Annotated in this window: 30 protein-coding genes and 1 tRNA gene; 9 read left to right on the plus strand and 22 right to left on the minus strand. The window is 64.7% G+C overall.

What is annotated here, in order from left to right; genetic code table 11:
* Entirely contained in the window at window positions 1-717 is a 717-nt protein-coding gene (locus OJJ21_RS01100; RefSeq protein WP_297682469.1) for a TetR/AcrR family transcriptional regulator, read from the minus strand.
* A 146-nt stretch (window positions 718-863) separates the two neighbouring features.
* Between OJJ21_RS01100 and OJJ21_RS01105 the strand changes: the two genes are divergently transcribed.
* Window positions 864-1,844 carry a tripartite tricarboxylate transporter substrate binding protein gene (locus OJJ21_RS01105; protein WP_297682471.1) on the plus strand — a complete coding sequence of 327 codons (981 nt, stop codon included), beginning with the start codon at window positions 864-866 and terminating at the stop codon, window positions 1,842-1,844.
* Between the two features lie 215 nt (window positions 1,845-2,059).
* On the opposite strand, the gene OJJ21_RS01110 is transcribed toward OJJ21_RS01105, so the two are convergent.
* Genes OJJ21_RS01110 through OJJ21_RS01125 form a run of 4 tightly spaced genes read right to left on the minus strand, consistent with a single transcriptional unit; the run spans window position 2,060 to window position 6,417 of the window.
* A complete protein-coding gene (locus OJJ21_RS01110; protein WP_297682472.1) occupies window positions 2,060-3,517 on the minus strand; it encodes a M81 family metallopeptidase in 1,458 nt (485 codons plus the stop codon).
* A gap of 25 nt (window positions 3,518-3,542) precedes the next feature.
* Window positions 3,543-4,802, minus strand: a complete 1,260-nt coding sequence (locus OJJ21_RS01115) for a cytochrome P450 (RefSeq protein WP_297682473.1) — start codon at window positions 4,800-4,802, stop codon at window positions 3,543-3,545.
* Window positions 4,756-5,535 (minus strand): DUF502 domain-containing protein, encoded by a 780-nt coding sequence (locus OJJ21_RS01120; RefSeq protein ID WP_297682475.1) that lies wholly within the window; start codon window positions 5,533-5,535, stop codon window positions 4,756-4,758. Before OJJ21_RS01120 ends, OJJ21_RS01115 begins: the two co-directional genes overlap by 47 nt.
* A gap of 3 nt (window positions 5,536-5,538) precedes the next feature.
* The gene (locus OJJ21_RS01125) at window positions 5,539-6,417 is read right to left on the minus strand and encodes an alpha/beta hydrolase (protein ID WP_366092150.1); all 879 of its coding nucleotides are present in this window, start codon (window positions 6,415-6,417) and stop codon (window positions 5,539-5,541) included.
* Between the two features lie 150 nt (window positions 6,418-6,567).
* Between OJJ21_RS01125 and OJJ21_RS01130 the strand changes: the two genes are divergently transcribed.
* The 3 genes from OJJ21_RS01130 to OJJ21_RS01140 all read left to right on the plus strand — a co-directional run bounded on the left by OJJ21_RS01130 (window position 6,568) and on the right by OJJ21_RS01140 (window position 9,555).
* Window positions 6,568-7,326 carry a glucose 1-dehydrogenase gene (locus tag OJJ21_RS01130; protein ID WP_297682477.1) on the plus strand — a complete coding sequence of 253 codons (759 nt, stop codon included), beginning with the start codon at window positions 6,568-6,570 and terminating at the stop codon, window positions 7,324-7,326.
* Complete coding sequence (locus OJJ21_RS01135) at window positions 7,317-7,889, plus strand: hypothetical protein (RefSeq protein WP_297682479.1); 573 nt, start codon at window positions 7,317-7,319, stop codon at window positions 7,887-7,889. The genes OJJ21_RS01130 and OJJ21_RS01135 overlap by 10 nt, the downstream gene beginning before the upstream one ends.
* Window positions 7,890-8,010: 121 nt before the next feature.
* Window positions 8,011-9,555 carry an amidohydrolase family protein gene (locus OJJ21_RS01140; protein ID WP_297682481.1) on the plus strand — a complete coding sequence of 515 codons (1,545 nt, stop codon included), beginning with the start codon at window positions 8,011-8,013 and terminating at the stop codon, window positions 9,553-9,555.
* A 7-nt stretch (window positions 9,556-9,562) separates the two neighbouring features.
* Here OJJ21_RS01140 and OJJ21_RS01145 read toward each other — a convergent pair whose 3' ends face one another.
* The 6 genes from OJJ21_RS01145 to OJJ21_RS01170 all read right to left on the minus strand — a co-directional run bounded on the left by OJJ21_RS01145 (window position 9,563) and on the right by OJJ21_RS01170 (window position 12,433).
* Window positions 9,563-10,096, minus strand: a complete 534-nt coding sequence (locus tag OJJ21_RS01145; protein ID WP_297682483.1) for a hypothetical protein — start codon at window positions 10,094-10,096, stop codon at window positions 9,563-9,565.
* Window positions 10,096-10,296, minus strand: coding sequence for a hypothetical protein (locus tag OJJ21_RS01150; protein ID WP_297682485.1), 201 nt, complete (start codon window positions 10,294-10,296; stop codon window positions 10,096-10,098). The genes OJJ21_RS01145 and OJJ21_RS01150 overlap by 1 nt, the downstream gene beginning before the upstream one ends.
* A gap of 111 nt (window positions 10,297-10,407) precedes the next feature.
* Entirely contained in the window at window positions 10,408-10,743 is a 336-nt protein-coding gene (locus OJJ21_RS01155; RefSeq protein WP_297682487.1) for a hypothetical protein, read from the minus strand.
* Between the two features lies 1 nt (window position 10,744).
* Entirely contained in the window at window positions 10,745-11,419 is a 675-nt protein-coding gene (locus OJJ21_RS01160; protein ID WP_297682489.1) for a hypothetical protein, read from the minus strand.
* A 170-nt stretch (window positions 11,420-11,589) separates the two neighbouring features.
* Complete coding sequence (locus OJJ21_RS01165) at window positions 11,590-11,778, minus strand: hypothetical protein (protein WP_297682491.1); 189 nt, start codon at window positions 11,776-11,778, stop codon at window positions 11,590-11,592.
* 100 nt (window positions 11,779-11,878) lie between these two features.
* The gene (locus OJJ21_RS01170) at window positions 11,879-12,433 is read right to left on the minus strand and encodes a hypothetical protein (RefSeq protein ID WP_297682493.1); all 555 of its coding nucleotides are present in this window, start codon (window positions 12,431-12,433) and stop codon (window positions 11,879-11,881) included.
* Window positions 12,434-12,470: 37 nt separating this feature from the next.
* Between OJJ21_RS01170 and OJJ21_RS01175 the strand changes: the two genes are divergently transcribed.
* From OJJ21_RS01175 to OJJ21_RS01190, 4 genes are all read left to right on the plus strand, one after another.
* Window positions 12,471-13,490 carry a hypothetical protein gene (locus OJJ21_RS01175; RefSeq protein WP_297682495.1) on the plus strand — a complete coding sequence of 340 codons (1,020 nt, stop codon included), beginning with the start codon at window positions 12,471-12,473 and terminating at the stop codon, window positions 13,488-13,490.
* Between the two features lie 110 nt (window positions 13,491-13,600).
* Window positions 13,601-13,676: transfer RNA gene (locus tag OJJ21_RS01180), tRNA-Lys, on the plus strand.
* A 79-nt stretch (window positions 13,677-13,755) separates the two neighbouring features.
* Window positions 13,756-14,247, plus strand: coding sequence for a PAS domain-containing protein (locus OJJ21_RS01185; RefSeq protein ID WP_297682497.1), 492 nt, complete (start codon window positions 13,756-13,758; stop codon window positions 14,245-14,247).
* 48 nt (window positions 14,248-14,295) lie between these two features.
* The gene (locus OJJ21_RS01190) at window positions 14,296-14,610 is read left to right on the plus strand and encodes a hypothetical protein (protein ID WP_297682499.1); all 315 of its coding nucleotides are present in this window, start codon (window positions 14,296-14,298) and stop codon (window positions 14,608-14,610) included.
* A gap of 6 nt (window positions 14,611-14,616) precedes the next feature.
* On the opposite strand, the gene OJJ21_RS01195 is transcribed toward OJJ21_RS01190, so the two are convergent.
* Entirely contained in the window at window positions 14,617-15,018 is a 402-nt protein-coding gene (locus tag OJJ21_RS01195; protein ID WP_297682502.1) for a cupin domain-containing protein, read from the minus strand.
* 83 nt (window positions 15,019-15,101) lie between these two features.
* Here OJJ21_RS01195 and OJJ21_RS01200 point away from each other — a divergent pair, with 83 nt between their 5' ends.
* Entirely contained in the window at window positions 15,102-15,950 is an 849-nt protein-coding gene (locus OJJ21_RS01200; protein WP_297682504.1) for a metallophosphoesterase, read from the plus strand.
* A gap of 92 nt (window positions 15,951-16,042) precedes the next feature.
* On the opposite strand, the gene tgt is transcribed toward OJJ21_RS01200, so the two are convergent.
* The 10 genes from tgt to hfq form a co-directional block, all read right to left on the minus strand.
* Complete coding sequence (gene tgt, locus OJJ21_RS01205; protein ID WP_297682506.1) at window positions 16,043-17,167, minus strand: tRNA guanosine(34) transglycosylase Tgt; 1,125 nt, start codon at window positions 17,165-17,167, stop codon at window positions 16,043-16,045.
* Window positions 17,164-18,222 carry a tRNA preQ1(34) S-adenosylmethionine ribosyltransferase-isomerase QueA gene (gene queA / locus OJJ21_RS01210; RefSeq protein ID WP_297682508.1) on the minus strand — a complete coding sequence of 353 codons (1,059 nt, stop codon included), beginning with the start codon at window positions 18,220-18,222 and terminating at the stop codon, window positions 17,164-17,166. The genes tgt and queA overlap by 4 nt, the downstream gene beginning before the upstream one ends.
* A gap of 28 nt (window positions 18,223-18,250) precedes the next feature.
* Entirely contained in the window at window positions 18,251-18,733 is a 483-nt protein-coding gene (locus OJJ21_RS01215; RefSeq protein ID WP_297682510.1) for a peptidylprolyl isomerase, read from the minus strand.
* Between the two features lie 18 nt (window positions 18,734-18,751).
* Complete coding sequence (locus OJJ21_RS01220; RefSeq protein ID WP_297682574.1) at window positions 18,752-19,201, minus strand: peptidylprolyl isomerase; 450 nt, start codon at window positions 19,199-19,201, stop codon at window positions 18,752-18,754.
* 119 nt (window positions 19,202-19,320) lie between these two features.
* Complete coding sequence (gene coaD / locus OJJ21_RS01225) at window positions 19,321-19,842, minus strand: pantetheine-phosphate adenylyltransferase (protein ID WP_297682512.1); 522 nt, start codon at window positions 19,840-19,842, stop codon at window positions 19,321-19,323.
* Window positions 19,843-19,856: 14 nt separating this feature from the next.
* Window positions 19,857-22,613 carry a DNA gyrase subunit A gene (gene gyrA, locus OJJ21_RS01230; protein ID WP_297682514.1) on the minus strand — a complete coding sequence of 919 codons (2,757 nt, stop codon included), beginning with the start codon at window positions 22,611-22,613 and terminating at the stop codon, window positions 19,857-19,859.
* Between the two features lie 154 nt (window positions 22,614-22,767).
* Complete coding sequence (locus OJJ21_RS01235) at window positions 22,768-23,592, minus strand: inositol monophosphatase family protein (protein ID WP_297682516.1); 825 nt, start codon at window positions 23,590-23,592, stop codon at window positions 22,768-22,770.
* A 7-nt stretch (window positions 23,593-23,599) separates the two neighbouring features.
* Entirely contained in the window at window positions 23,600-24,433 is an 834-nt protein-coding gene (locus OJJ21_RS01240; protein WP_297682518.1) for an inositol monophosphatase, read from the minus strand.
* Window positions 24,430-25,758, minus strand: coding sequence for a GTPase HflX (gene hflX / locus OJJ21_RS01245; protein ID WP_297682520.1), 1,329 nt, complete (start codon window positions 25,756-25,758; stop codon window positions 24,430-24,432). The genes OJJ21_RS01240 and hflX overlap by 4 nt, the downstream gene beginning before the upstream one ends.
* 60 nt (window positions 25,759-25,818) lie before the next feature.
* On the minus strand, window positions 25,819-26,088 hold the full coding sequence (gene hfq / locus OJJ21_RS01250; RefSeq protein ID WP_297682522.1) for an RNA chaperone Hfq: 270 nt from the start codon (window positions 26,086-26,088) through the stop codon (window positions 25,819-25,821).
* Window positions 26,089-26,192 lie beyond the last annotated feature (104 nt).

A 26,192-nucleotide genomic window follows, 5' to 3' on the forward strand; every position in this document is an offset into this window, starting at 1 on the left:
TCAGCGACCTTTCTTCTTCGCGGCGGGCTTCAGCCGGATCGGTTTCAACTGGGCCGGTTTCAATCGAGCCGTGCCGGCAATGAAGGACCAGAGCTGTTCGGTCAGGCGATCACGGCCAGGACGCTTGCCCCGGTTCGTTTCCTGGCCGAGCGCCTGGCCAATGGCCTGGCGCAACCCGCCGAGAATCATGGCGCCAAGCAGATGGGCATCGAGATCGGCCGGGATCTCGCCCTTCTGCTGCGCCAGTTCGACATTATGCGCGGCGAGGTCGATATGCCGCGCCAGCCGCGCCGCCTCCACGGCAGCGACGTCCGGCGTACGACTCAGCCGGGTCAGGATCAGCGGCGCCAGCGGCTCGGCGTAATGGAAATCGACCATGCGCTCCAGCCGCAGCCGCTCACGCTCGCCCCAGCCGGCGCCGGGCTTGGGATTCACGTCCATCACCGCGGCTTCGAGCCGGTCGTAAAAGGCTTCCACCACCGCGGCGATCAGCCCGGCCTTGGAGGTGAAATAATGGTAGCTCAGCCCGGCCGAGACGCCGGCGGCACGGGCCACATCGGCGATCTCGCACTGGCCGTCGCCGGCAATCAGCACCTTCGCCGCCGCCGCCAGGATGCGCTCGCGGGTTTCGCCGCCGCGCGCCGAAGCCGGCAGTTCGGGCGGCAGGAGCGACGCAGCGGTAACGCGCAGGCGTGGTGTCGTGGGACGGGTGGCCATGGCCGGGATTATATTGAATTCAATTCAATTTTCAACCAAAACCGCCGGCCGCAAACAAATCCGTGGGCAGCGCATTCGCGCCGCTTTAGAATACCGCCACGGCGGGGGGTTCCCGCTGCAGGTAACAACAAGAAGAGACGATGCTGATGACCTTCACCCGGACATTCCTTGCCGCCGCCGCCGCCGCACTGCTGCTGGCACCGGCCGCCCCCTCCGCTTTCGCGCAGGCCTATCCGACCAAGCCGGTCAAGGTGGTGGTGCCCTTCCCCGCCGGCGGCACCACCGACATTCTCGCCCGCCATATCTCGGCCAAGCTGAGCGAGCGGCTCGGCCAGCAGTTCGTGGTCGACAACCGCGCCGGCGCCGGCGGCAATATCGGCACCGAATTCACCGCCAAGTCGGAGCCCGACGGTTACACGATCATGATGGGCACCATCGGCACCCATTCGATCAACATCAGCCTGTATTCCAAACTGGGCTACGATCCGGTGAAGGATTTCGCGCCGGTCTCGCTGGTCGCCATGGTGGCCAATGTGCTGGTGGTGCATCCGAGCGTGCCCGCGAAAAACGTGCAGGAATTCGTCGCGCTGGCGAAGTCGCAACCGGGCAAGCTGAATTTCGGCACCCCGGGCAACGGCACCTCGGGCCATCTCTCGGCCGAGCTGTTCAAGACCATGACCGGCACCGACATGGTGCATGTGCCCTATCGCGGTTCGGGCCCGATGCTGACCGATCTGCTCGGCGGCAACGTGCAGTTCACCTTCGACAATCTGCCCTCGGCCCTGCCGCATATCCGCTCGGGCGCCCTGCGCGCCCTCGGCGTCACCACGCCGAAGCGCTGGCCGTCCACGCCGGATATCCCGACCATCGCCGAACAGGGCCTGCCGGATTACAGCGCCACTGCCTGGTTCGCCATGTATGCCCCGGCCAAGACGCCGGCGGCCATCGTCGCGAAGCTGAGCGATGAGATCGATGCGATCCTGAAGACGCCGGAGATGAAGGCGCAGTTCGACCAGCAGGGCGCCGATCCCGTCGGCGGCAAGCCGCAGGTGCTGGCCGACCTGATGAAGACCGAGATCGACAAATGGGCCAAGGCCGTGAAAGCCTCGGGCGCCAGGATCGACTGATCTGACGACATTCCGACAATGGAAAGGCGGCTGTCACGGCCGCCTTTCTTTTTTTGCCTGCATCTCGATACCCCACCACCGTCATCCTCGGGCCCAAGAAACTCTCTTGGCCGAGGATCCATCCCAACCCTCCGCGCATCGGAACGCGCAGATGGACCCTCGACAAGCCCGAGGGTGACGATTTGTGTTGAACCCGGGCCCGCGCCCTTCTGTCCTTACATCTCCATCCCCGCCGGCAGATGCCGGAACGGCAGAACCGCGAGATCGAGCGCCGCCGGGCCCGGCGTGTCGACATCGACGATCACCGCCGCGCGGTCGATAAAGGCGGCGCGGAAATGGTTCTTGGCCTTGGCGGCGATCAGCCGCGTGGTGGCCAGGTCGATGCCATGCAGGCGGAAATAGGCCGGGTCGATGCCGGCCTGGCAGCTGGAGGTGACGATTACTTTCACGCTGCCTGTCTTCAGCACCGCCGTTTCGCCCAGATCGACCGCCATGCCGGTCTCGAACGGGCCTTCGTTGATGAAGCGGCCGTCGGTGAGCGCCACCACTTCAACAGTCGCAGCCACTGGCGCACCGAAATGCGGCGCGATCCGCCCGCCGAGCTTCGCCGCGATGCGATTGCCGATGCCGGCGGCTTTCGCCTGCTGCACCAGCGCCGGATCGTAGAGAAAGGCGAAGACCGCCTCGCCATCGATGCCGGTCTCCAGCAAAGCATGAAGGAGTCCGGTGGTGTCGCCGATGCCGCCGGACAGCGGATTGTCGCTCGGCTCGACCACGCAGACGAGGCCCGGGGTGGCCAGCGCCTGGGCCAGCCCCTGCGCCGGTGTCGGCAGCGCGGCATGGAACTGCGCACGACGGGCATAGAGTTTTGCCGCCATGATTTCAGCCACCTGTGCGGCCTGCACCGCCGTTTCGGCATAGCTGAGGATGCCGGCGCCGGCATCGGGACTGTCGCCCCAGACGAAACCACCGAAGACCGTGACGTCCTTCACGCCGTCGCGGCACAGCGCCTTCGCCTCGTCGACCGTGTCTGCCATCGGGCCGGCCGCCGTGCGCATGTTGAAGCTGTGCAGCAGCGCCGGAATCTTTTTCACCGCGCCATGCAGCTTTGTACCACCTCCAGCCAACCGTTCCAGTTCGGCCAGCACGATGGCGGCTGTTTTGTCCATGTCGACATGCGGGTGTGTCTTGTAGCCTGAGGCGAAATCGACGCATTGCACCAGTTCGGGCGCAATATTGGCATGCAGGTCGAAACTGACGCCCAGCGGCGTGGTGCCAATGGCGGCACGCACGCGGCGGATCAGCTTCAGATCGGCCTGCGGCTCAGACACTGTGACCAGCGCGCCATGCAGCGAGAGATAGACGGCATCCCACGGCCCCTCGCCCAGCCCGCGCAGCATGTCGGCGACGATACGCTCGTACAGCGCATCCTCCACCGGACCGCCGGGCGGCGCTGAGGCGCAGCGCAGCACCGTCACATCCCAGTCGGGCTGCGTGTCGATGAAGGCGGCGACGGCGCCCAGTTCGGTGCCGGTGCCGCGATAGCGCGCGAGGTGATCGGCACCCTCGAACCATTCGCGGCGTTCGAAATCGGCCAGTGTGGTGGGCAATGGCGAGAAGCTGTTGCCCTCATGCCAGAGGCGGGCAACGGCGAGGCGTTTTTTTACAGTCATGAGTCCGCTTTAGCCGAATTCGCCACTAGAATTCTATGGGAAAAGACAGATAGCCCCGGAACCGCGCCCGGCCGCCGCGCACCGCCTGGCCGCTGCTGCGGAAAGCGGGGAAGCGCGCCAGCAGGCGGCCGATGGCGATCTGGCCTTCCAGCCGGGCGAGCGACATGCCGGCGCAGGCATGGATACCGGCACCGAAAGCCAGGTGGCGGTTCGGGTTGCGGCCAATATCGAGCCGGTCGGGATCGGGAAACTGGTCCGGGTCGCGGTTGGCGGCGCCGATGCACAGCGTCACCAGCGCACCGGGCGCAAACATCACCCCGCCGATCCCGGCCTCTTCCACCACGCGGCGGTTGCCGAGCTGGTTGGAGGACTCAAACCGCAGGAATTCCTCGATGGCGGTGCGGATCAGGCCTGGCTCGGCGATCAGGCGCTGTTTCTGGTCGGGCCAGTCGAGCAGCGCGGCGATGCCGTTGCCGATCAGATTCGTGGTGGTCTCATGGCCGGCATTGAGCAGGAAGATGCAGTTCTGCACCAGTTCGGCCGCCGACAGACGCTCACCGCCCGCTTCACCCGCGATCAGTGCGCCGAGTACATCGCCATAGCCATCCTCGCCGGTTTTCGACGACCAGGCGGCGATATGCTTTTCGAGATAGGTCTCGAATTCGACCGTCGCGCGGTTACCCTGCTCCGCCCGCTCGGGCGTCAGCACCGGTTCCAGCGCCCCGAGAATGGCGAGCGACCAGTCGCGCAGCAGATGGCGGTCTTCATGCGGCACCGCCAGCATGTCGCCGATGATCTCGACCGGCAAAGCCGAGGCGAAATCGGCGATCACATCCATACCGCCCTGCTTCGCCGCCCGATCCAGCATGCGCTCCACCAGCAGCATGAAACGGCCTTCGAGCAGTTTCAGTGCACGCGGCGTAAACGCCGGCGCCAGCAGCCGCCGCACGCGGGTGTGCAGCGGCGGATCGTTGAACACCAGGCTGGTGGTGTGATGGCGGTAGAGCGGCGTGTCCGCGCCGTATTTCGGCGCGAATTCGATCTTCTTGTCTGAAGAAAACTTTTTATTGTCCCGGTAGACCGCCTGCAGGTCGTCGTAACGGGTCAGGAACCAGCTGCCGTCGGGCATCTGCCGCACCGGATCGTGTTCGCGCAGCAGGCGGTAGACCGGATAGGGATTGTCGAGGAATCCCCGGTCCAGTGCGCGCAGGTCGAAGCCCGCAACGGCGTGCGGAAGATCACGGCGTGAAGTTGCCGTCTCCGTTCCCATTCCCGGGTTTGACATCGGGCTTTCCTCCGGCGGCCGTCTTGCTCGCGGCCATGACATCCGGCGGCACGATCACGCCGCAGGAAATGATCAGCTTCATCGCCTGGTCGACGGTCATCGACAGTATCTTGATGTCGCGCCGGCGGTAATAGGTCATGTAGCCGCCGGTCGGGTTCGGCGTGGTCGGCACATAGACGGTGACGAGATCCTCGCCCAATTGTTCCGATACCTCGCCCCCCTGCACATAGTTGGTGACGAAGGCGATGGTCCAGGAACCGGTCGACGGCCAGGGTACCAGGGCAACCTGGCGGAAGGAATTGCCCGACTGGCTGAACACGGTTTCGAAAATCTGCTTCAGCGCCGAATAGACGCCGCGCACGATCGGCATGCGCGCCACGATGCGCTCGCCCAGCCTGAGCAGCGTGCGCCCCATCAGGTTGGTGGCGAGGAAGCCGATCAGCGTGAGCAGCACGACGGCCGCGATCAGTCCCAGCCCCGGAATGCCAAACGGCAGATTGTAGGACGGGATGAAACGTTCCGGTTCGTAGCCCAGCGGCACCAGGCTGCGCACGTTGCGGTCGATCGCCTCGATGGTGATGAAGACCAGATAGATGGTCAGGCCGATCGGCGCGGTGACGATGATGCCGGCGAGAAAATAATTGCGCAGCCGGGTGAACAGGCTGAGCCTGGGCGCCGGGGCCAGGATATGCAACTCACCGTCGGACGGCGGGGTTTCGGGTGTCTGGGTCATGGGTTACGACCTGAAGAAATCGCGGAGCGCGACATAGGTCTCATCAGGCGCTTCCTCGGGCAGGAAATGGCCGCTGTCGACCGGGTGGCCCGACAGCGGCCCGCTCACCTTGTCGCGCCAGCAGTCGAGGACATCATAGGCCTTGTGCATCAGACCCTTCGATCCCCAGAGAATCAGGGTCGGACAGACCACCCGCTTGTCCTGATCGGCACGGTCATGTTCCAGGTCGATGGAGGCGGCGGCGCGGTAATCCTCGCAGCTGGCATGGATGGTGGCCGGATCGCTGAAGCAGCGCAGATACTCTTTCATTGCCTCCGGGTCGAAGACATGGCCGGCACCCGACCACTGGCCGGTCTTCTTGCGGAAATAGAATTCCGGATCGGCGCCGATCATGCGTTCGGGCATCGGCTCGGGCTGGATCAGGAAGAACCAGTGGTAATAGCCGGTGGCGACCTGCTGGTTGACGTTCTCATACAGCGTGCGGGTCGGGATGATGTCGAGGGTCGAGAGCTTTTTCACCCGATCGGGGAAATCCAGCGCCAGCCGATGCGAGACGCGGCCGCCGCGGTCATGCCCGGCGAGGAAGAAACTGTCGAAACCGAGCGTGGCCATCACCTTCGCCTGGTCGGCCGCCATGGCGCGGAAGGAATAACTGGAATGATCGGGCAGCGTCGCCGGCTTGGAACTGTCGCCGTAGCCGCGCAGGTCGGGGCAGACCACGGTGAACTCCTCGGCCAGCCGGGGCGCCAGCCTGTGCCACATGACATGGGTCTGCGGATAGCCGTGCAGCAGCAGCAGGGCCGGCCCCTTGCCGCCGATGCGCAGGTTGATCTCGGCGCCCTCGCCGGCAATGCGTTTCTGCTCGAATCCGGGAAACAACACGCAGCACATCCTCCATCCGGGCCCGGCCTGGGGCCTGGGCAGGCTGGCAGTCTAGCAGGGGAATCAGGCGCTTGCATGCCCCGGCCGGGCGGCTAGAGTGAGCGGAAGCCGTTTTTTAGAGAAGACCGTTTCTGGGAAGGAATCAATTTCATGCGTCTGTCGGGCAAGGTGGCAATCGTAACGGGTGGCGGATCGGGTTTCGGCGCGGGCATCGCCACGCGATTCGCGGCCGAAGGCGCCGCGGTGGTGATCGGCGACCTCAACCTGGCCGCCGCCGAGAAGGTGGCCGGCGAGATCAACAAGGCCGGGCACAAGGCCCTGCCGGTGGCCGCCGATGTGAGCCAGGCCGTGCAGATGAAGGCCCTGGTGGCCAAGGCGGTGGAAGCCTTCGGCGGCCTCGACATCATGGTCAACAATGCCGGCATGCCGCAGCGCAACGCGTCGCTGCTGGACACCGACGAGGCCACCTTCGACAAGATTTTCGCCGTCAACGTGAAGAGCATCTATCTTTCGGCCATGCATGCCGTGCCGGAGATGCGCAAGCGCGGCGCCGGCTGCTTCATCAACATCGCCTCCACCGCCGGCGTGCGCCCCCGCCCCGGCCTGGTGTGGTATAATGGTTCTAAGGGCGCCGTCATCACGCTGACCAAGGCGATGGCAGTGGAACTGGCACCGGAACAGATTCGCGTCAATGCGCTGAACCCGGTGGCAGGCCTGACCCCGATGCTGAAGGAATTCATGGGCGGCACCGAAACCGACGAGATGAAGGCGAAATTCGTCAGCACGATCCCGATCGGGCGTTTCTCGACGCCGACCGATATCGCCAATGCCGCGCTGTATTTCGCGTCCGACGAAGCCAATTTCATCACCGGCGTCTGCATGGAGGTCGATGGCGGCCGATGCATCTGATCTCCCGCATTGTCCTGCTGGGCGCGGCCCTGCTGACCGCAGCGCCGGCACTGGCCCAGCAGCCGGCGCAGCAGACCGCGCCTGCCCAGGCTGCCCAGCCCCAGACTGCCCAGCCCCAGACTGCGCCGGCCCGGACGCCATCCACGCAGACTGCGCCTGCCCAGACTGCTCCGGCGATGCAGCCCCCCGGCCAGGCCGAATCGCCCAAGGCCGAACCGCCGAAGAAACCCGCCGCCAAGAGCAGCAACAGCAGCCCGCGCGGCACCACCCGCAGCATGGCTTTCGAAGTGCCGCCGCTGGTGCCGATTGCGGAAATCCCGCGCGGCAAGGCAGTGACGATCCAGGGCGTGGTGCTGTCGCCGCAGGCCACCACCTTCGTGCTGAATGACGGCAATGCCAGCCAGGTGATCACCATCGGCCCGACCTGGCGCGACCTGACCAAGGTGAAGCCGGGCGACCGCGTGCGCGTGATCGGCCAGATGGACCCCTATGGCACGGCGGTTTTCCGCGCTGGCAGCATCCTGCTGGAAAACAACCGCATCGTGGTGGTGCCGGCGAGCTGATGGCGGCGAGTTAGGCCGCACCTCATAACCCCAGGTTAAGGCCCCTGGCCAAAAAGGCAGGCGACAGCCGCGCGCTGCGGGACAAGGATAGGCTTCGCGATTTCCTCGCCCGGAGCTTTGCATGAGCGACATCCTGATCCTGCGCGGCAAGCATCTGCTGACCGATCCGCGCCTCAAAGCCGCCGGCCTGATCGCCGATGGCGCGGTCGCCATCCAAAACGGTCGGGTGCTGGAAACCGGCGCCTTCGCCGTGCTCTCTGCCAAACATCCCGGCGCCAAGGTGCTGGGCAACGGCAGGCAGCTGCTGCTGCCCGGCCTGGTGGATGCGCACAGCCATGGCCGCGGCCTCTCGCCGATCCAGAAAGGCGTGCAGAACGACTTCCTGGAGAACGCACTGTTCGACTGGGCCTATATGCCGGTGCTGCCGCCGGAACTGACCGCCGGGCTGTGTGCCTGGCGCCATCTGCGCAGCGGCTGCACGACTTTGCACCATAACGGCTTTGACGATGATGGTCCGGAAGGCGCCCGCCGCGCCCGCATCGCGATCAGGACCTATCTCGACAGCGGTATTCGCCTCGCCTTCAGCCCCGGCTTCCGCGACGAAAGCAAGCTGGCGATGGGCGGCGAGGACTTCCTCACCACCCTGCCCGACGAGTTGCGCGACAAGGCGCAGGCGCTGTTCGCCTTCGACCGCGACGCGCTGATGGACAGCTATTTCGGTCTGTTCGACGAGCTGTATTCAGATTTCGATGGCGACGACACCAGCATCCTGCTCGCGCCCTGCTGGGCCCATGGCGCCAGCGAGGACTTTCTCAACCGGGTGCGCGAGGCGAGCGACAGCCACGGCAACGCCATGATCCACATGCATCTGCTGCAAAGCCCGGTGCAGAAGCAGTGGGGCCTGCGCCGCAACAACAAGCCGACCGTGCAGTGGCTGCACGAGCTGGGCCTGATCAGCGAACGCACCGCTTTCGGTCATGCCATCTGGGTGACGGAAGAGGATATCGCGCTGATGGGCGCGCAGGGCGCCACGGTGACCACGCATCCGAGCTGCAATTTCCACATGCGCAACGGCATCACCCCGGTGATGGCGATGCGCAAGGCCGGCGTCAACATCGCCATGGGCATGGACGACAAGACCATCAACGACGACGAAGACGCCGTGATGGAACTGCGCATGATGCACAAGGTGCACCGGCTCAGCACCTTCGACCTGCGTGAACGCCCGATGGATGCCTACGAGGCGCTGGAGACCGCCACGCTGAATGCCGCCAAAGCCAGCGGCTTCGATGGCCGTGTCGGCGCGCTGCTGCCCGGCTGGAAGGCCGATGCCATTCTGGTCGACCTGGAGCGCGTGAACAACGATCCCTGGACCGACCCCGCCTTCGATCCGGTCGAGGCCTTTGTCGAACGTGCGCTGGGCATGGATGTGAATACCGTGGTGGTCGGCGGCAAAGTCTGCGTCGAGGACCACGCCGTGAAATCCATCGACGTGCCGGCGCTGTGCGATGAAGTGCGCAAATTCTGCAGCAAGGGCCTGACACCCGAGCATCGTGCCCGCGCCGACCTGCTGGCGCGCATCAAACCCTATGTGCAGGACTGGTATGCCGGCTGGGAAACCGGGCTGATCGACCGGCCCTTCTACGCGGTGAACAGCCGGGTGTGAGCCGTACTCACCATTCCTGTTTGCGCCGCTGGGCGCCGACCGTGCCCTTCGGGCATTGCTTGTACAGGGTCTTGACCTGGCCGACTTCGGTGCGGCGGATATGCACGAGATAATCGGTCCAGGTCTTGAAGCCACCGACCAGGTCCTTCAGCACCACGCATTCGACCGGCGAGAAATCCACCAGCTGGCGCGAGGCCACGGTTTCGTTGGCGGCGCGCTGCGCGGCATTCGGATCGTCCGGCCAGTTGCGCTTGTAGGCGCCGGCGCGAATTTCCGTCGCATCCTGGAATTTTTCGGCATTGGCGGTGTCGAAGGCGGCCCAGAGATGGATGATGCTGCCATCGAGGCCGCGCCGGGCGCAGGCGCGCGCATGGTCGCGGATCACCATGCCGCCGCGCACCATGGCCTCGGCTTCGATCTCGATGGTGTTCATGCAGATGTCGGGGCGCTTGGCGCGCCGGCCCGGCCCCAGCCCTTCCTGCGCGACGGCAGGCAGCGCAATCGCGGCGATCAGCAGGCCAGGCAGCAGGCGCCGCAGCATTATCGCTTGTTCGAGATCGCGGCGACGAAGGTGGCCGCGGCATCGGCGGCCACATCGACATGCGAGGACGCCACATTGGGGGTCTGGTCGAGCGCCTGCCGCACCGCCTGCGCCTCTTGCGGCGGCAGGCGTTTGAGGATTTCAGCGGTGCGCTCCGGCCCCGCCACGCGCAGGAAAGCCACCAGCTTGTCCCGGCTCATCTTGCTTTGCTCCCACAGGTCCGCATGGACCGGACTGTATTTTAGTGCAGTTCCGCCGCAATACCAGAGCGCGGTTAAGGCCCCGTTATCCCGAGCCTGCGCTCCGGGTCCCTAGCCCTTGGCCTTGGGTGCCGATTTCATCATCGCCAGGTAGATCGGCATGACGATGTTGGTGAACTTGTTCTGGCCGTATTGCAGCTCGTCCATCGCCGCCTTGACCATTTCCACGGTCGGGTAATAGGGCACGATCACATAGCCATGCTTGCGCAGGGCGGTGACGACGGCATTCGCCTGCTTGGTGTAATTCTCGAAGAAGTAGCTGTTATCAGCTTCCTTGATGGCTTCCGAGATCACATCCACCGCGGCGATCGGCTTGATCGCCTGCGGGCGCCAGTTATAGCCCTCCGGCGGGCCATTCGGATTGTTGCGGTCGTCGGACGAGGCCATCTCAGCGGGCCGGCTTCGCCGTTTTCACCAGGGCCGGGTCGCGCAGTTCGGTCGACCATTCGCGGCCGGTATTCTTCAGCTCGGGCGGCTTCACCGCCGTCACTTCAGGCCGTTTGCTGTCGAGCGCCCGCACCGCATGGGCGACCTTGTGTTCCATCGCCGCATCGGAAGGCTGGCGCAGGCGCATCTTCAGATAGGCTTCGCGGAAGGCTTCGGCCACGCGGCGTTCCAGCACGGTGCCGGGGCCGGCGATGCGACGGCGGATGATGATGCCCAGCGCATCGATATTGAGGCCGATGATGGCATGCAGGCGATAGGTCGGGTTGGTGAGGCCATCGCAGAGATTCTTCAGGGAGTCGGCATAGAGGGTGACCAGCGGATAGCCGAACAGGCTGCCCTGCCCCTTCAGGTCGAGCGCCAGATCGCGGATCCATTCGTAATAGCGGGCGCGGCCGATCGAATTGAACGAGGCCGACCCCCAGGCTTCCTTGAGGGTCACCAGCGTTTCCCGCGCGGCGGTTTCGAATTCGGCCTGGTTCTTCACGATCACCTTCTCGATCTTGCCCCGCAGTTCGGCATTCAGACGCACGTCATGTCCGCGCGCGAAATTCACCGCCTTGCGTTTCAGGTCGCCCCGGTTGGCGATCAGCCGCCCGGCAGCGTAAGGATCGAACATCGCCCCTTGCTTTCGCATTACAACATCGCGCACCAGCGCCGCAGATCGACCATGATGGCCGAATCGGATGGTCCGCCATGAAATCATCGTGGCAGCCAAACCGCTTAGCAACAGGGAAAGCACGGCAGACCCCGGCAGACCGGGGGCGACTCCGGCCGTCTCGGGGACGATCAGGCGTCGCGCTGGATCACGCGCAGGCGGTGGTTGCAGATGTCGATCTTGTCCGCCATGCGGGCGCGCCAGATCTTGTCGGCTTCCTGTTCGCTGGGAAACGGGCCGTAGCGCTCTTCGGTTCCGGCAATCGGAGCCGGATCGGCCAGGTCTTTGAAAATCCCACCTTCGACGTAAAACTTAGCCATGGTCCTCATCCTCCCGGCTCACTGGTCCGGAATGGCAATAGTATCTCGCAACTGCGAAGGAATTTGTAGCCCCTTAAAGGTTGTAAATCGGTAATGACCGCTACGGTTTCCGGGGAAACCGGGCGATCAGGGCCGGGCCGAGGGCGGCGACGGCATCGTCCCATTGCCCTGGCCGGGCCTGCCGGAAGCAGCGGACCGAAGGATAGAACGGGCTGTCCTGCCGCCCGAGCTGCCAGTACCACAGCAGGCCGAAACCGGGCGCCGGCAGCAGCAGCCAGGTCGGCACCCCCAGCGCACCGGCCAGATGGGCGGCCGTATTGCTGGTGGTGATCACCAGATCGAGGGCGGCAAACTGGCTCGCCGCCGCATCCAGATCCAGCAGGGGATCGATGGCCGGATCGCGCCAGAGATCGACGCCGGCCGCAGCGCGTTCGGCCGCCGTGTCGCCGTATTGCAGATCGATCCAGAACAGGTCGGGCCGTGACCGCAACAGCGGCGCCAGATCGGCCAGCGCCAGCGATTTCTGCGCGCCATAGGCGGCATTGCTGCTGCGCCAGGACAGGCCGATACAGGGACGGTCGCCGGACTGCGTCGCCAGCCGGTCGCGATAGGCGGCACTGGCATCGGCATCGGCCTGCAGGAATCCGGAAATCATTGCGGCAGCTTACGGGGCAGACCATGCTGGCGCCAGCATGACTGCGAATCAGACCTCCCCTTCGCCGCACGCCGCCGGCCTGATGCAGGCCGGTATGGCGGCAGTGCAGAGCGGCGATATCGACGGCGCGCTGCTGCGTTTCGCCGCCGCCCGCCGCATGACGCCGGGCGATATCGGCCTGCTGCGCACGCTGGCCGCGCTGTACCAGCATGCCGGCCGCGCCGCTGAGGCCTGGTCGGCCGCCGAAACCGGCCTGGCGCTGCTGCCCGCAGACCCCGGCTTTGCCGCCGCACGGATTGCGGCCCTGGGTGGCGCGGGATTTGCCGATGCGGCACTGACACTGGCCCGCCTGCAGCTGCAGGACACGCCCGAAGATGCAGCCCTGCTGCAGCATTACGGCAATCTGCTGCTGCAGATCGGCGATGCGGCCGGCGCGCTGCAGGCGGCCGAAACGGCTCTGGTCCGCCAGCCCGACGCACCGGCGCTGCTGAGCATCGCCGCGGAAGCCGCCTTCCGCCTGGGCGATCACGGCGCCGCCCGCGCCCGGCTGGACCGCGCCATCACGCTGGAACCGCAGAACCGCACCCTGCGCATGGCACGTGCCACCATGCTGCTCAGTCTGGGCGAGTGGGCACAGGGCCTGCGCGATTACGAATATCGCCTGCAGCCGGATGCAACGCGTGAGATCGTGCGCCACGGCCTCGCTCTGCCGCGTTGGCAGGACGAGGACCTGCGGCAATGCCATCTGCTGGTGGTGGCTGAACAGGGCGTGGGCGACCAGATGCGCTTCCTGCGCGATGTCATCGCCCTGCATCCGCTGTGCGGCGGCATGACGATCGAATGCGCGGCGCGGCTGGTGCCGCTGTTCCGGCGCAGCCTGCCCTCTGCCGTGACGGTGGTTGCGGCGGAGGAGCGAACCGACGGGCGCCGGCATGTCTTCGATTATGGCTGGCTGGCCAGGTCAGGCGGTGCCGACAGCTGGATCGAGATGGGCAGCCTGATGCTGCGGCTGCTGGAACGCGGAGTCGCTCCGGATCGCCCTCCAGAAGGGCATTAAGTCCTTTAATTCGCAGAATATCCGGCAGGTTGACTGGGGCCGGCCGACGACCTATGGTCGCCGCGCTTTCCGGCCCCTGCCGTTATCGGGGCGGCCGGAAAAGGCCTCGTGAGCCCGTAGCTCAGCTGGTAGAGCAAGCGACTTTTAATCGAGAGGTCCCGGGTTCGAATCCCGGCGGGCTCACCACCTCTCCTTTCAGCACACGAAAAAACACGCCGTCAGGTTGCCGTGCGGTATATGCTGCCGGAAACCGGAGGAGTTGTCGTTGAATCGGCAGATTGTCGAAAGCAGGTTCCGGCTCGATCCCGACCTGAATTTCGTTCGCCCCGAACTGACCGCACTGGCCGCGCTCTGGGAAGAAAAGCGTGCCGGCCGGCCGGTGGCCGACCGCGCGGACTTCTCGCCCTTCGTCCTGCGCCCCTACCTGCCGCGCGTACTGATCTACGAAATCGTGCACAGCGAAACCATGCGGCGTTTCCGGATCCGTATCTACGGCACGCTGATCAGCCAGTATTCCGGCCGCGATTCCACCGGCCGCTTCGTCGATGAAATCATGGGCGAACAGGCCTATGCCGACTTCAATCAGGGTCTGTCCTGGGCCACCGACAACAAACGGCCGTTGCGCGCCGCCGGCAGCTATTACTTCGTCGACCGCAGTTTCGTGCAGTTTGAATCGATCACCCTGCCGCTCACTATCCGCGGCGGCAGCGAGATCGAGCAACTGCTCAACATCACCTATTACGACGACGAGGCTTAGCCGGCGAATTTACCGGCGGCACCGCCGCAGGCGTGCTATCATTTTACTATGCCCGACCCGAAAGCCGGCCTCTCGGATGCGGAACGGCAGATGGCCCGCGCCCTGCGCCGCTGGGAAAGCGAGGGCGGACATCTGGCCGGCGATGCTGTGCCCGTGCTTGGCGAGCCCGAGCGGAATATCCTGCTCTGCCTCGGCGCTGCGGCGGTCCTGACCTGGAACGATCTGCCGATGCCGATCCAGCGCGACCTGTTCCTGCGCGCCACCGCGGTGCGCGCGAATTACGATCCTGCCGCACTGAAAACGCAGATCGCGCGTTTCCTGCATCTGCACAAGGATGACACGCCCGACGACGCCGCGCCGTAAGGCAGCTCAGTCGACCGCAACGGTTTTGAAAACGGCCGGGCTGGTCACTTCCAGCAATTCTATGTCTTTTGAAAATTCCGTCAGTTCGTGGCGGATCTCGGGCGGCTGCAGCACGCAGTCGCCGGCCTTCAGCGTGAAACTGCCCTCGCCTTCATACTCGAACTTCACCCAGCCCTTCAGCACATAAACCAGCTGGAAATCCAGCTTGTGATAATGCCGGCCTGCGGGCTTGTAGTTTTTCACATTTCCGGCACGGATTACCTCGGCGTTGTAGCGGCCATGGGTGGCATCCCCGATGCCGAGATCGCGATACTCGAAGAAGGCGCGCAGGCCATCCTTGCGGAATTTCGCGCCTCTGGCGCGGCTGAGGCTGAAGCATTGTTTCTTCGGCTTATTGGCTGCGGCCATGCCATCCTCCCTGACTGCCGGCAACGCTAGCATTGCCGGCAAAGTTTCATCAACCTGCCACATCCGCGGCCTAGGCTGCAAAGATGCGCATTGCCCTGATCACCGATACCCATGTTGCGCCACATGCTCCGGCATTCAACGCCAACTGGCTCGTCGCGAAAGAATTCATCGCCGAACTCGGCACCGACTGGACCATTCATCTTGGCGACATCACCGTCAATGGCGCTCATGACGACAGCCACTACGACTGCGCGATGGCGCTGGCGCAGAATTGGCCCGGCCGTCTGCAATTCCTGCCCGGCAATCATGATGTCGGCGACAATCCGCCCGGCCCGGGCGTGCCGGTGAAGGATCTGCTGCAGCCGGAGCGACTGGCCAGATATCGCACGGTGTTCGGCCCGGATTACTGGCGGCTCGATCTGGCCGGCTGGCGGCTGCTTGGACTGAACGCACAGCTCTTCGGCACCGGCAGTGCCGAAGAGGAGGCGCAATGGGGCTGGCTGGCGGCGCAGGAAGGCGCGAAACCGACCATCCTGCTGCTGCACAAACCGCTGTTCCAGACTGCTGCCGAGGATGCCGCACCGCATATTCGTTATGTACCGCTGCACCCGCGGCGAAAGCTGCTGGCTCTGCTGCGCCGCTTTGATCTGCGCCTGGTGCTGAGTGGCCACACTCACCAGTATCTCGATCGCATGATCGACGGTATCCGCCATGTCTGGGTGCCATCCACGGCCTTCTGCCTGCCGGACGGCATGCAGGAGCGCATCGGCGAGAAGATCACCGGGCTTGCCATCCTCGACCTGACAGCCGACAGCTATCGCTTCCATATCGTCAATCCCGACGGCATGGTGCGGCACAACCTGCTCGACCATCCGGTTTATCCGGGTGTGACGGAACTGCGCGAAAAGCTGGGCAAAGCCGCGCGACTCTAGTTGAGCAACCGGAACAGCAGATGCGCCACGCCATAGGCGATGGCGGCGAAGACCGCGGCGATGCCGAAAACCTTCAGATGCCGCAGCAGCATCTATAGCAGGTCTATATCGCCGCGCGCTTCGCCGGCGTGGAACTCGGCGGCGAAAGCCGCCAGCCGGCCTTCGGCGATGGCGGCACGCATACCCTGCATCAGGTCCTGGTAATAGGTCAGGTTATGCGCAGTCATCAGCATCGAACCGAGAATCTCGTCCGAGCGCACCAGATGATGCAGATAGGCACGACTGTAGTGGCGACAGGCCGGGCAGCGGCAATGCTCGTCCAGCGGTCGCGGGTCTTCGGCATGGCGCGCGTTGCGGATATTGAGCGTGCCGCGCCGGGTGAAGGCCTGGCCGTTGCGGCCCGAGCGCGTCGGCATCACGCAGTCGAACATGTCGATGCCGCGCTGCACGGCACCGACCAGGTCGGACGGTTTGCCGACGCCCATCAGGTAGCGCGGGTGATCGGTAGGCAGATGCGGCGTGGTGACATCCAGCGTGGCAAACATCTCGTCCTGCGTCTCGCCCACCGCCAGGCCACCGACCGCATAGCCATCGAAGCCGGTGGCGATCAGGCCTTTCGCGGACTCTTCGCGCAGCGCAGCGTTTGTGCCGCCCTGCACGATACCGAACAGACCGTAGCCCTCGCGCTGCCGGAACGCCGCCCTGCAGCGTTCGGCCCAGCGCAGGGAAAGCTGCATCGCCTCGGCCACGCGCCTGTCGTCGGCCGGCAGTTTGACGCATTCGTCCAGCTGCATGGTGATGGTGGCGTCGAGCAGGAGCTGAATTTCGATCGAGCGTTCCGGCGTCAGTTCGTAGCGCGCGCCGTCGATATGCGACTGGAAGCTGACGCCCTGCTCCGTGACCTTGTTGAGCTGCGACAGCGACATCACCTGGAAGCCGCCCGAATCCGTGAGGATCGGCCCCGGCCAGTGCATGAATTTGTGCAGGCCGCCCAGCCTGGCGACACGCTCGGCGGTGGGCCGCAGCATCAGGTGATAGGTGTTGCCCAGGATGATCTGCGCACCGGTCTCGGCTACCGCCTCCGGCGTCATCGCCTTCACGGTCGCGGCCGTGCCCACCGGCATGAAGGCCGGCGTGTCGATGCCGCCATGGGCCGTCTCAAGCCGCCCGCGACGAGCGGCGCCATCGGTGGCGCTGACGGAAAAGCGAAGGGTCATGGGGGACTGCCGGCCTGTCTGAACAGCAGGCTTGTATCGCCGTAGGAGTAGAAACGGAAGCCCTTCTCCACCGCATGGGCATAGATCGCCCGCTGGGCCGGCAGGCCGACAAAGGCGGCGACCAGCATCAGCAGCGTCGATTTCGGCAGGTGGAAATTGGTCATCAGTCCGTCCACGACCCGGAATTCAAAGCCCGGGGTGATGAAGATATCCGTCTCGCCCACGAAGGGCTGGAGTTTGCCGGTGCCCCGAGCGGCTGATTCCAGCAGCCGCAGGGAGGTTGTGCCGATGGCAATGACCCGGCACCCTCTGGCCCGGGCCGTCTCAATGGCGGCGACGGTCCCGGCCGTCACCTCGCCCCATTCAGCATGCATTTTGTGGTCTTCGACACGATCGACTTTCACTGGCAGGAAGGTGCCGGCACCGACATGCAGCGTGACGCGGGCGAAGCCGATGCCGGCCGCCTTCAGGCTTTCGATCAGCGCCGGGGTGAAATGCAATCCGGCGGTGGGCGCCGCAATCGCGCCGGTCTTTTCGGCAAACACCGTCTGGTAGTCGGTTTTGTCCCGCGCATCGGCCTTGCGCTGGGAAACGATATAGGGTGGCAGCGGCATGGCCCCGGCAGTCTCCAGCGCCGTCAGCACATCCGCATCGTCGCGGTCGAAGCGCAGCACGATCTGGTCGTCGTCGCGGCCCAGCGCCTCGGCCACCAGACCGCCATCGAACAGCACGCGGTCGCCGGGCCTGAGCCGCTTGGCCGGCCTGGCCATGGCGGTCCAGCGCCGTTCGCCGATGGGCTTCAGCAGCAGGGCTTCGACGCGGACTTCAGGATCGCGCTCGCGCCGGCCATAGAGTCGCGCCGGAATGACCCTGGTGTCGTTGAACACCAGCAGGTCACTGGGCCGCAGCAGGCCAGGCAGATCGGCCACGGTGAGCGGGCGTGGATCGATGCTGCCATCACGAAAATGCAGCAACCGCGCCGCTTCGCGCGGCACGGCCGGCCGCTCGGCGATCAGCGCCGGCGGCAATTCGAAATCGAAATCGGAAACCAGCATTCGTCAGGCCCTCTGCTGAGGGCAGCGATCACTCGGCGTCGGCGGCGACACGCATCGACACGATCTTGTCGGGGTCGGTCACGCTGCCGTTTTTGGCCTGGCTGCCGCGCTTGATCGCATCGACATGCTCCATGCCGTCGGTGACCTGGCCCCAGACGGTATACTGCTTGTCGAGGAAGCGGGCATCGGCGAAGCAGATGAAGAACTGGCTGTCGGCGCTGTGCGGATTGCTGGCGCGCGCCATCGAACAGGTGCCGCGCACATGCGGCTCGTCGTTGAACTCGGCCTTCAGGTTTTCGCCCGAACCGCCGGTGCCGTCGCCGCGCGGGTCGCCGGTCTGCGCCATGAAACCTTCGATCACGCGGTGGAATTTCAGGCCGTCGTAGAAATGCTGGCGCGCCAGCTCCTTGATGCGGGCGACATGGTTCGGCGCCAGATCAGGGCGCAGCGCGATGGTGACGCGGCCGTCCTTGAGTTCGAGATAAAGGGTGTTTTCCAGGTCGGCACTCATGGCTGGTCCTTCTGAGTCTTACTTCACGTCGGCAGCGACGCGCATGCGGATGATCTTGTCGGGGTCGGTGACGGCGCCGCTGCCCGGCGCCCCCTTCTTGATATTGTCGACAAATTCCATGCCGCTGACCACGCGGCCCCAAACGGTATACTGGCCGTTCAGATGCGGCGCCTCGTCGAGGCAGATGAAGAACTGGCTGTCGGCGCTGTTCGGGTCGCTGGTGCGGGCCATGGACACGGTCCCGCGGCGATGCGGCTCGCGGCTGAATTCGGCATTCAGTTTCTGGCCCGAGCCGCCGGCGCCGGTGCCGGTGGGATCGCCGACCTGCGCCATGAAGCCGCGGATCACGCGATGGAAGCGCGAACCGTCATAGAAGCCCTTGCGGGTCAGTTCCTTGATGCGCTTGACATGATTGGGGGCCAGATCGGGACGCATCGCGATCACCACGCGGCCGCCGCTCAATTCCATGACCAGCGTGTTTTCCGGATCGGTGGCCTGCGCCAAAGCCGCGCCCGGCACCGCAAATGCCGCCAGCGCCGCGAACAGTCCGAGCGCGAGGAAATGCCGCCGGAAAAACTGGTCGGGGATCATTCTTCACCCTTGGCTTTGCGGGCCGCGATGCTGACCCGCATGCGTTCGGCCACGCGCGGCGAAACGAAGGGGCTGATATCGCCGCCCAGCATGGCAATTTCCTTGACCAGGCGCGAGGCGATGAACTGGTGGTTATCCGAGGCCATCAGGAAGACGGTCTCGATATCGGCATTCAGCCGCGCATTCATGCCGACCATCTGGAATTCGTATTCGAAATCCGACACCGCGCGCAGGCCGCGAATGATCATCACCGCGCCGAGGTCCATGGCGAAATGCATCAGCAGGTTGGAAAACGGCTTGACCTCGAATTCGGTGGCGCCGGGCATCAGCGGGCCGATTTCCTCGCGCACCATCTCGACGCGCTCTTCCATCGAGAACAGCGGCCCCTTGCCGACATTGACAGCAACGCCGACCACCAGCTTGTCGACCAGCTTGGCCGCGCGCTTGATGATGTCGTAATGGCCCTTGGTCACCGGATCGAAAGTACCCGGGTATAATCCGATCCGCTGCCTGGTCATCTGTTCCCCTCAGATTACTCGGGCGTATCGCCAGGGCTGTCTCCCGGGGCGCCGCCTTCTTCGCCAGAACTGTCGCCGGCGCCATCGTCCTGGCCGGCTTCATTCGGGCCACTTTCCGGCAAATGCGCGACCGACGCAACCTTCTCGCCATCCCCCAGTTTGAAGATGATGACACCCTGGGTATTGCGGCCGGCGATGCGGATATCATGGACCGGACAGCGGATCACCTGGCCGCCATCGGTGACCAGCATGATCTGGTCGTCATGCTCGACCGGGAAAGCGGCCGAGACATTGCCGTTCTTCGCGGTGGTCTCGATATTGATGATGCCCGAACCGCCGCGACTGGTGATGCGGTATTCATAGGCCGAACTGCGCTTGCCGTAGCCCTTTTCCGTAACGGTCAGAATGAACTGCTCGGCGGCCTGCAGCTCGGTAAAACGATCGACCGAGATATCGGCGGGCAGCTGCACGGCGGCTTCGCCATTGCGGATGCGCTCCTGGGCATCCTCGTATTTGAAATAGGCTTCGCGCTCTTCCGGACTGACCTCGATATGGCGCAGCACCGACATGGAAATCACGCGGTCGCCCTCGGCCAGCTTCATGCCGCGCACGCCGGTGGACGAACGGCTCTGGAAGGTGCGTACATCAGCGACCGGGAAGCGCACGCATTTGCCGGCGTAGGAGGCCAGCAGAATGTCGTCCTGCTCGGTGCAGGGAAACACGCCAACCAGGCTGTCGTCGGCATCCTCGCCCTCGAATTTCATGGCGATCTTGCCATTGGCATTGATCGAGACGAAATCGCTCAGATCGTTGCGGCGGACATACCCCTTGGCGGTGGCGAACATGACATGCAGTTCGCCCCACTTCGCCTCGTCCTCGGGCAGCGGCAGCACCTCGGTGATCTTCTCGCCGTCGGCCAGCGGCAGCAGATTGACGAAGGCCTTGCCGCGCGACTGCGGCGTGCCTTCCGGCAGGCGATAGACCTTCAGCTTGTAGACGCGGCCGATATTGGAAAAGAACAGCACCGGCGTATGAGTGCTGGCGACCAGCACGCGGGTGACAAAATCCTCTTCCTTGGTGCTCATGCCGGTACGGCCCTTGCCGCCGCGCTTCTGCAGGCGGTAGGTCGACAGCGGCGTGCGCTTGACATAGCCGCCGAAACTGACGGTGACGACCATATCCTCGCGCTGGATCAGGTCTTCATCGTCCTGCTCGAATTCCATCTCGGCGATCTGGGTACGGCGCGGTATGGCGAAGCGCTCGCGCATCGACACCAGTTCGCTGCGCAGGATGCCCATCAGCTTGTCGCGGCTGCCCAGGACCGAGAGATATTCGTTGATCTCGGCGGCGAGCTTCTTCATCTCGTCGCCGATTTCGTCGCGGCCCAGCGCGGTCAGGCGCTGCAGGCGCAGGTCGAGAATGGCGCGGGCCTGGGTCTCCGACAGCTTGTATTTGCCGTCGATCACCTTGTGACTGAGGTCGTCGATCAGGCCGATCATGTCGGCCACATCGGCGGCCGGCCATTCGCGGGTCATCAGCTGGTCGCGCGCCGTCTGCGGATCGGGCGCGGCACGGATGGTTTTGATCACCTCGTCGATATTGGCCACCGCGATGGCGAGACCGACGAGAACATGGGCGCGGTCGCGTGCCTTGCCAAGCAGGAAGCGCGTGCGGCGCAGGATCACCTCTTCGCGGAAGTTCACGAAGGCGGCGATCAGCTGCTTGATGTTCAACAGTTCCGGCTTACCGCCGTTCAGCGCCAGCATGTTGACGCCGAAGCTGCTCTGCAGCGGCGTGAAGCGATACAGCTGGTTCAGCACCACATCGGCCATGGCATCGCGCTTGATCTCGACCACCACGCGCACGCCGTCACGGTCGGACTCGTCGCGCAGATCGGAAATGCCTTCGATCTTCTTGGCGCGCACCAGTTCGGCCATCTTCTCGATCATCGAGGACTTGTTCACCTGATACGGAATCTCGGTGATGATGATGGCTTCGCGATCCTTGCGGATTTCCTCGAAATGCACCTTGCCGCGCACGATCACCGAGCCGCGGCCGGTCCACATCGCCGACTTGGCGCCGGCCCGGCCCAGAATGATGCCGCCGGTGGGGAAATCGGGCGCCGGCAGGATTTCCAGCAGCTGCTCCAGCGTCACATCGGTATTGTCGACATAGGCGCAGCAGGCGTCGATCACCTCGCCCATGTTGTGCGGCGGGATGTTGGTGGCCATGCCGACCGCAATGCCGTTGGCGCCATTGACCAGCAGATTCGGATACTGCGCCGGCAGCACAGTGGGTTCCTGCGTGCTGTCGTCGTAGTTCGGCTGAAAATCGATGGTGTCCTTGTCGATATCGGTGAGCAGCGCTTCCGCCGCCTTTTCCAGGCGGATTTCGGTGTAGCGCATCGCCGCGGCCTTATCGCCGTCCATCGAACCGAAGTTGCCCTGGCCGTCCAGCAGCAGCTGGCTCATCGAAAACGGCTGCGCCATGCGCACCATGGCGTCGTAGATCGACTGGTCGCCATGCGGGTGATACTTACCCATCACGTCACCGACCACGCGGGCCGACTTGCGATAGGCCTTGTCGGACAGATAGCCGTTTTCATGCATCGAATAGAGGATGCGGCGATGCACGGGCTTAAGCCCGTCGCGCGCATCGGGCAGCGCCCGCGACACGATCACGCTCATGGCGTAACCGAGATAGGAGCGCTGCATCTCCACTTCGATGGAGATGGGCTGGATGTCCTGCGGCGGCTTGGGCTGTTCGGTCACAAACTGGCGTCCGGAAATGGAGGAATCTGGGGTCTGAAAACGGGCGAATCAGGCCACCCGAAAGGGCCGGATTCGGCCCTGGAATCAGGCCGCGAAAACTACCATGCCGGGGGCCGCCGCAGCAACGTTTCGGGGGGTGTTTTACCCCCGGAAATCAGGGGTCAAAAAGACCGGTTTTCAGCCAGTTCCACTGGTCCTCGCCGCAGGCCGCCAGCAGGGGGCTGCCGCCCGGCGGATCGCCGGCCCGATAGAGCCGTCCGTTCAACCGTCGGGCGACCCCGCCGGCCTCCGAAATCAGCAGGGTGCCGGGCGCGTGATCCCAGGGAATATTGCGGCCATAAATGGCCCAGTGAATCTGCCCCAGCGCCATGGCCGGATATTCCTGGCCGGAGCATCGCAGGTTCAGGACCCCGGCGATTTTATCCAGCCGGTAGGCCATACGGGCGGCGAGGTCCCGGTCGGCCATGCGGAAATTCGCCACGCCCGACAGATGCGCCAGCGACGGCGGCTGCAGCATGGTCAGGCGCTGCGTTTCACCATCGGGTTCGCGCAGCCAGGCGCCCGCGCCCTTTTCCGCCATGAACAGCCGGCCGGTCGGCGGATCGAGCAGCCAGCTGGCCACCGCATCGCCGTCCTGCACCAGCGCCACCATGCAGCCGAACAGGGCGCAGCCGACCGCGAAACTGGCGGTGCCGTCGATCGGATCGATCAGCCAGTGCAGGCCGGTCTGACCGAGCAGCCCCAGGAGCGCCGGATCACGGCCGACCGCCTCCTCGCCCACGGTGCGCGACCCGGGCAGCAGGGCCTCCAGCCGCGGCGTGAGAAACGCCTCGGCTTCCTCGTCGGCCACGGTGACCAGATCGGCATGATGGGTCTTTTCGCGGATGTCTTCCGCGCGCAGGCGCCGGAAACGCGGCATGATGATCTCGCGCCCGGCCTGCAGCAGCAGGTCGCCGACGGCGTCCATCGGGATGTTCATGGCAGGATCAGGCGTCGAAGATGTCTTTCTTCAGCCAGTTCCACTGGTCTTCGCCGCAGGCCGCCACCAGTGGTGAAATGAAAGGCTTGTCGGCCGCGCGGTACAGGCTGCCATCCAGCCGCCTGGCGATGCCGCCGGCTTCGGTCATCAACAGGCAACCGGCCGTATGATCCCAGGGCATGGCGCGGTTATAGACCGCGTAGTGGAAATGACCGTCCAGCATGGCGAGGTATTCCTGGCCGGCGCAGCGCAGGATCATCACGCCGGCGGTCTTGTCCATGCGGTAGGCAATGCGGGCGGCGAAGTCGCGGTCGCCGTAGCGCAGATTGGGCGCGCCCGAGAGATGCGCCAGCGACGGCGGTTTGGGCATGCTGAGCCTGCGCATGCTGCCATCGGCTTCGCGCATCACGGCGCCGCTGCCTGTTTCGGCCATGGCGCAGATGCCGCGGATCGGATCGTAGATCCAGCTCGCCACCGCATCGCCGTCCTTGACCAGCGCCACCATGACGGCGAACAGCGCACTGCCGACGGCGAAATTGGCGGTGCCGTCGATCGGGTCGATCAGCCAGGCGTAACCCGGCCGGCGCAGGGCATCCATGATGCTTTCATCGACACTGCTGGCCTCCTCGCCCACGACCGTCGAGCCCGGTACCAGCGCCCGCAGCCGCGGAGTGAGGAAGTCTTCCGAAGCCTTGTCGGCCACGGTGACCACGTCATGCGGCCCGGCCTTCTGGTCGATATCGCCGGATTTCAGCTTGCGGAAATGCGGCAGGATGGTGGTGCGCGCCGCCTCTTCCATCAGCAGCCGCACAGCCTCCATATCAACCTTCACTGCCGTCATACCTGTCTGCCTTCCTGTCGTTTCAGCCATTTGCCTGCCTCGGCCTGGCTTAACGCCACCGAAAGCTTCAGGTGCCCGTCTTTTTCCTGCATCTGCAGCACTTCGCCATGGCGATGCAGCCAGGCAACCGCCGCGCCGTCGCCAGCATTCAGCGTCACATCCATCTCGACCCGGTCGGAATCCAGTCTGGCATCGATCCGTTGCAGCAGCGTGTCAATGCCGCTGCCATCGAGTGCCGAGATCAGCACGGCATCGTCCTGGCGTGCGGCCTGGTTGGCCAGCGCCTCGCGCATATCGGGCGGCAGTTGGTCGGCCTTGTTCCAGGCTTCCATCCTGCGATGGCCGCTCTCGTCGCCGATACCCAGCGAGGCCAGCACATCGCGCACGTCGGCGGCCTGGGCCTCGCAATCGGGATGCGCCATGTCGCGCACATGCAGGATCAGGTCGGCCGAGATCACCTCTTCCAGCGTGGCGCGGAAAGCGGCGACCAGATGCGTGGGCAATTCGGAGATGAAACCGACTGTATCGCTGAGAATGATGTTGCGGCCCGACGGCAGGCGCAGCGTGCGCATGGTCGGATCCAGCGTGGCGAACAGCAGATCCTTGGCAAACACCTCGGACTGCGTCAGCCGGTTGAACAGCGTCGACTTGCCGGCATTGGTATAGCCGACCAGCGCCACCACCGGATAGGGCACCTTCTGCCGCTGGCGACGATGCAGCGAGCGGGTGTTCACCACCTGCTCGAGATCGAGCTTGATGCGCGCGATGCGCTCGCCGATCAGGCGGCGGTCGATTTCCAGCTGGCTTTCGCCGGGGCCGCCAAGAAAGCCAAAGCCGCCGCGCTGGCGTTCCAGGTGGGTCCAGGACCGCACCAGGCGCGAGCGCTGGTAATTCAGATGCGCCAGTTCGACCTGCAGCCGGCCTTCCTTGGTGCGGGCGCGGGCACCGAAGATTTCGAGGATCAGTCCGGTGCGGTCGATCACCTTGGCCTTGAGGCCCTTTTCCAGGTTGCGCTGCTGCACCGGCGTGACGGCGGCATCGACGATCACCACATCGACCGGGTTTTCCTCGATCCAGGCGGCGAGTTCTTCCACCTTGCCGGGACCGATCAGCGTGGCCGGACGCCAGGTCGACACTGCCACGACATCGGCGCGCACCACATCGAGATCGATGGCGGCCGCCAGACCCACGGCTTCGGCCAGCCGTGCCTCGGGGTGGCGGCGCAGATTGGCTGCCACCGCCTTTGCATGAGCGGATTTCAGGGACGGATGCAGGACGAGCGCCTTGCGGGGGCGCTCGTCTTCCAGAGTGTCGATATCAGACATCAGCCAAACTTATACGATGCGCTGTGAATAGGCATCGGTTGGGAGGAAAACCCGGCTGGGTCAGCCCTGTTCCCCGGCAGTTGCCTTCTCGCCAGCCGCAGCCGGGTCGAAGAGCTGGATCGGGCCGGACGGCATGACCGTCGAAATGGCGTGCTTGTAGACCAGCTGCATATGGCCATCGCGGCGCAGCAGCACCGAGAAATTGTCGAACCAGCTGATGATACCCTGCAGCTTGACGCCGTTGACCAGGAAGACGGTCACTGGGGTCTTGGTCTTGCGGATATGATTGAGGAAAACGTCCTGGACGTTCTGAGGCTTGTCGGCGGCCATAGTTATGGACCTTTCTTTTCTTATCTTGTTGTCTTTATTTTGTTTTTTCACCAGCTTCCGGCAAATACGCACGAGATTACGCACTGGACCGGTGCTGCGGGGGC

Origin of the sequence: Ferrovibrio sp., from assembly GCF_025869515.1 — a bacterium.
Lineage (GTDB): Bacteria > Pseudomonadota > Alphaproteobacteria > Ferrovibrionales > Ferrovibrionaceae > Ferrovibrio.

Excerpts from the sequence above, each read along its gene's own strand:
- OJJ21_RS01115 (WP_297682473.1), bottom strand. The coding sequence starts at position 4,802 with ATGTCAAACCCGGGAATGGGAACGGAGACGGCAACTTCACGCCGTGAT.
- OJJ21_RS01195 (WP_297682502.1), bottom strand. The coding sequence starts at position 15,018 with ATGGCCGCAGCCAATAAGCCGAAGAAACAATGCTTCAGCCTCAGCCGC.
- OJJ21_RS01150 (WP_297682485.1), bottom strand. The coding sequence starts at position 10,296 with ATGAGCCGGGACAAGCTGGTGGCTTTCCTGCGCGTGGCGGGGCCGGAG.
- queA (WP_297682508.1), bottom strand. The coding sequence starts at position 18,222 with ATGCTGGTTTCCGATTTCGATTTCGAATTGCCGCCGGCGCTGATCGCC.
- OJJ21_RS01240 (WP_297682518.1), bottom strand. The coding sequence starts at position 24,433 with ATGACGGCAGTGAAGGTTGATATGGAGGCTGTGCGGCTGCTGATGGAA.
- tgt (WP_297682506.1), bottom strand. The coding sequence starts at position 17,167 with ATGACCCTTCGCTTTTCCGTCAGCGCCACCGATGGCGCCGCTCGTCGC.
- OJJ21_RS01130 (WP_297682477.1), top strand. The coding sequence starts at position 6,568 with ATGCGTCTGTCGGGCAAGGTGGCAATCGTAACGGGTGGCGGATCGGGT.
- OJJ21_RS01135 (WP_297682479.1), top strand. The coding sequence starts at position 7,317 with ATGCATCTGATCTCCCGCATTGTCCTGCTGGGCGCGGCCCTGCTGACC.
- OJJ21_RS01100 (WP_297682469.1), bottom strand. The coding sequence starts at position 717 with ATGGCCACCCGTCCCACGACACCACGCCTGCGCGTTACCGCTGCGTCG.
- OJJ21_RS01165 (WP_297682491.1), bottom strand. The coding sequence starts at position 11,778 with ATGGCTAAGTTTTACGTCGAAGGTGGGATTTTCAAAGACCTGGCCGAT.
- OJJ21_RS01110 (WP_297682472.1), bottom strand. The coding sequence starts at position 3,517 with ATGACTGTAAAAAAACGCCTCGCCGTTGCCCGCCTCTGGCATGAGGGC.
- OJJ21_RS01215 (WP_297682510.1), bottom strand. The coding sequence starts at position 18,733 with ATGAGTGCCGACCTGGAAAACACCCTTTATCTCGAACTCAAGGACGGC.
- OJJ21_RS01120 (WP_297682475.1), bottom strand. The coding sequence starts at position 5,535 with ATGACCCAGACACCCGAAACCCCGCCGTCCGACGGTGAGTTGCATATC.
- OJJ21_RS01145 (WP_297682483.1), bottom strand. The coding sequence starts at position 10,096 with ATGCTGCGGCGCCTGCTGCCTGGCCTGCTGATCGCCGCGATTGCGCTG.
- OJJ21_RS01220 (WP_297682574.1), bottom strand. The coding sequence starts at position 19,201 with ATGGAATTGAGCGGCGGCCGCGTGGTGATCGCGATGCGTCCCGATCTG.
- OJJ21_RS01200 (WP_297682504.1), top strand. The coding sequence starts at position 15,102 with ATGCGCATTGCCCTGATCACCGATACCCATGTTGCGCCACATGCTCCG.
- OJJ21_RS01175 (WP_297682495.1), top strand. The coding sequence starts at position 12,471 with ATGACTGCGAATCAGACCTCCCCTTCGCCGCACGCCGCCGGCCTGATG.
- OJJ21_RS01190 (WP_297682499.1), top strand. The coding sequence starts at position 14,296 with ATGCCCGACCCGAAAGCCGGCCTCTCGGATGCGGAACGGCAGATGGCC.
- OJJ21_RS01140 (WP_297682481.1), top strand. The coding sequence starts at position 8,011 with ATGAGCGACATCCTGATCCTGCGCGGCAAGCATCTGCTGACCGATCCG.
- OJJ21_RS01235 (WP_297682516.1), bottom strand. The coding sequence starts at position 23,592 with ATGAACATCCCGATGGACGCCGTCGGCGACCTGCTGCTGCAGGCCGGG.
- hfq (WP_297682522.1), bottom strand. The coding sequence starts at position 26,088 with ATGGCCGCCGACAAGCCTCAGAACGTCCAGGACGTTTTCCTCAATCAT.
- OJJ21_RS01170 (WP_297682493.1), bottom strand. The coding sequence starts at position 12,433 with ATGATTTCCGGATTCCTGCAGGCCGATGCCGATGCCAGTGCCGCCTAT.
- hflX (WP_297682520.1), bottom strand. The coding sequence starts at position 25,758 with ATGTCTGATATCGACACTCTGGAAGACGAGCGCCCCCGCAAGGCGCTC.
- OJJ21_RS01160 (WP_297682489.1), bottom strand. The coding sequence starts at position 11,419 with ATGTTCGATCCTTACGCTGCCGGGCGGCTGATCGCCAACCGGGGCGAC.
- OJJ21_RS01155 (WP_297682487.1), bottom strand. The coding sequence starts at position 10,743 with ATGGCCTCGTCCGACGACCGCAACAATCCGAATGGCCCGCCGGAGGGC.
- coaD (WP_297682512.1), bottom strand. The coding sequence starts at position 19,842 with ATGACCAGGCAGCGGATCGGATTATACCCGGGTACTTTCGATCCGGTG.
- OJJ21_RS01105 (WP_297682471.1), top strand. The coding sequence starts at position 864 with ATGACCTTCACCCGGACATTCCTTGCCGCCGCCGCCGCCGCACTGCTG.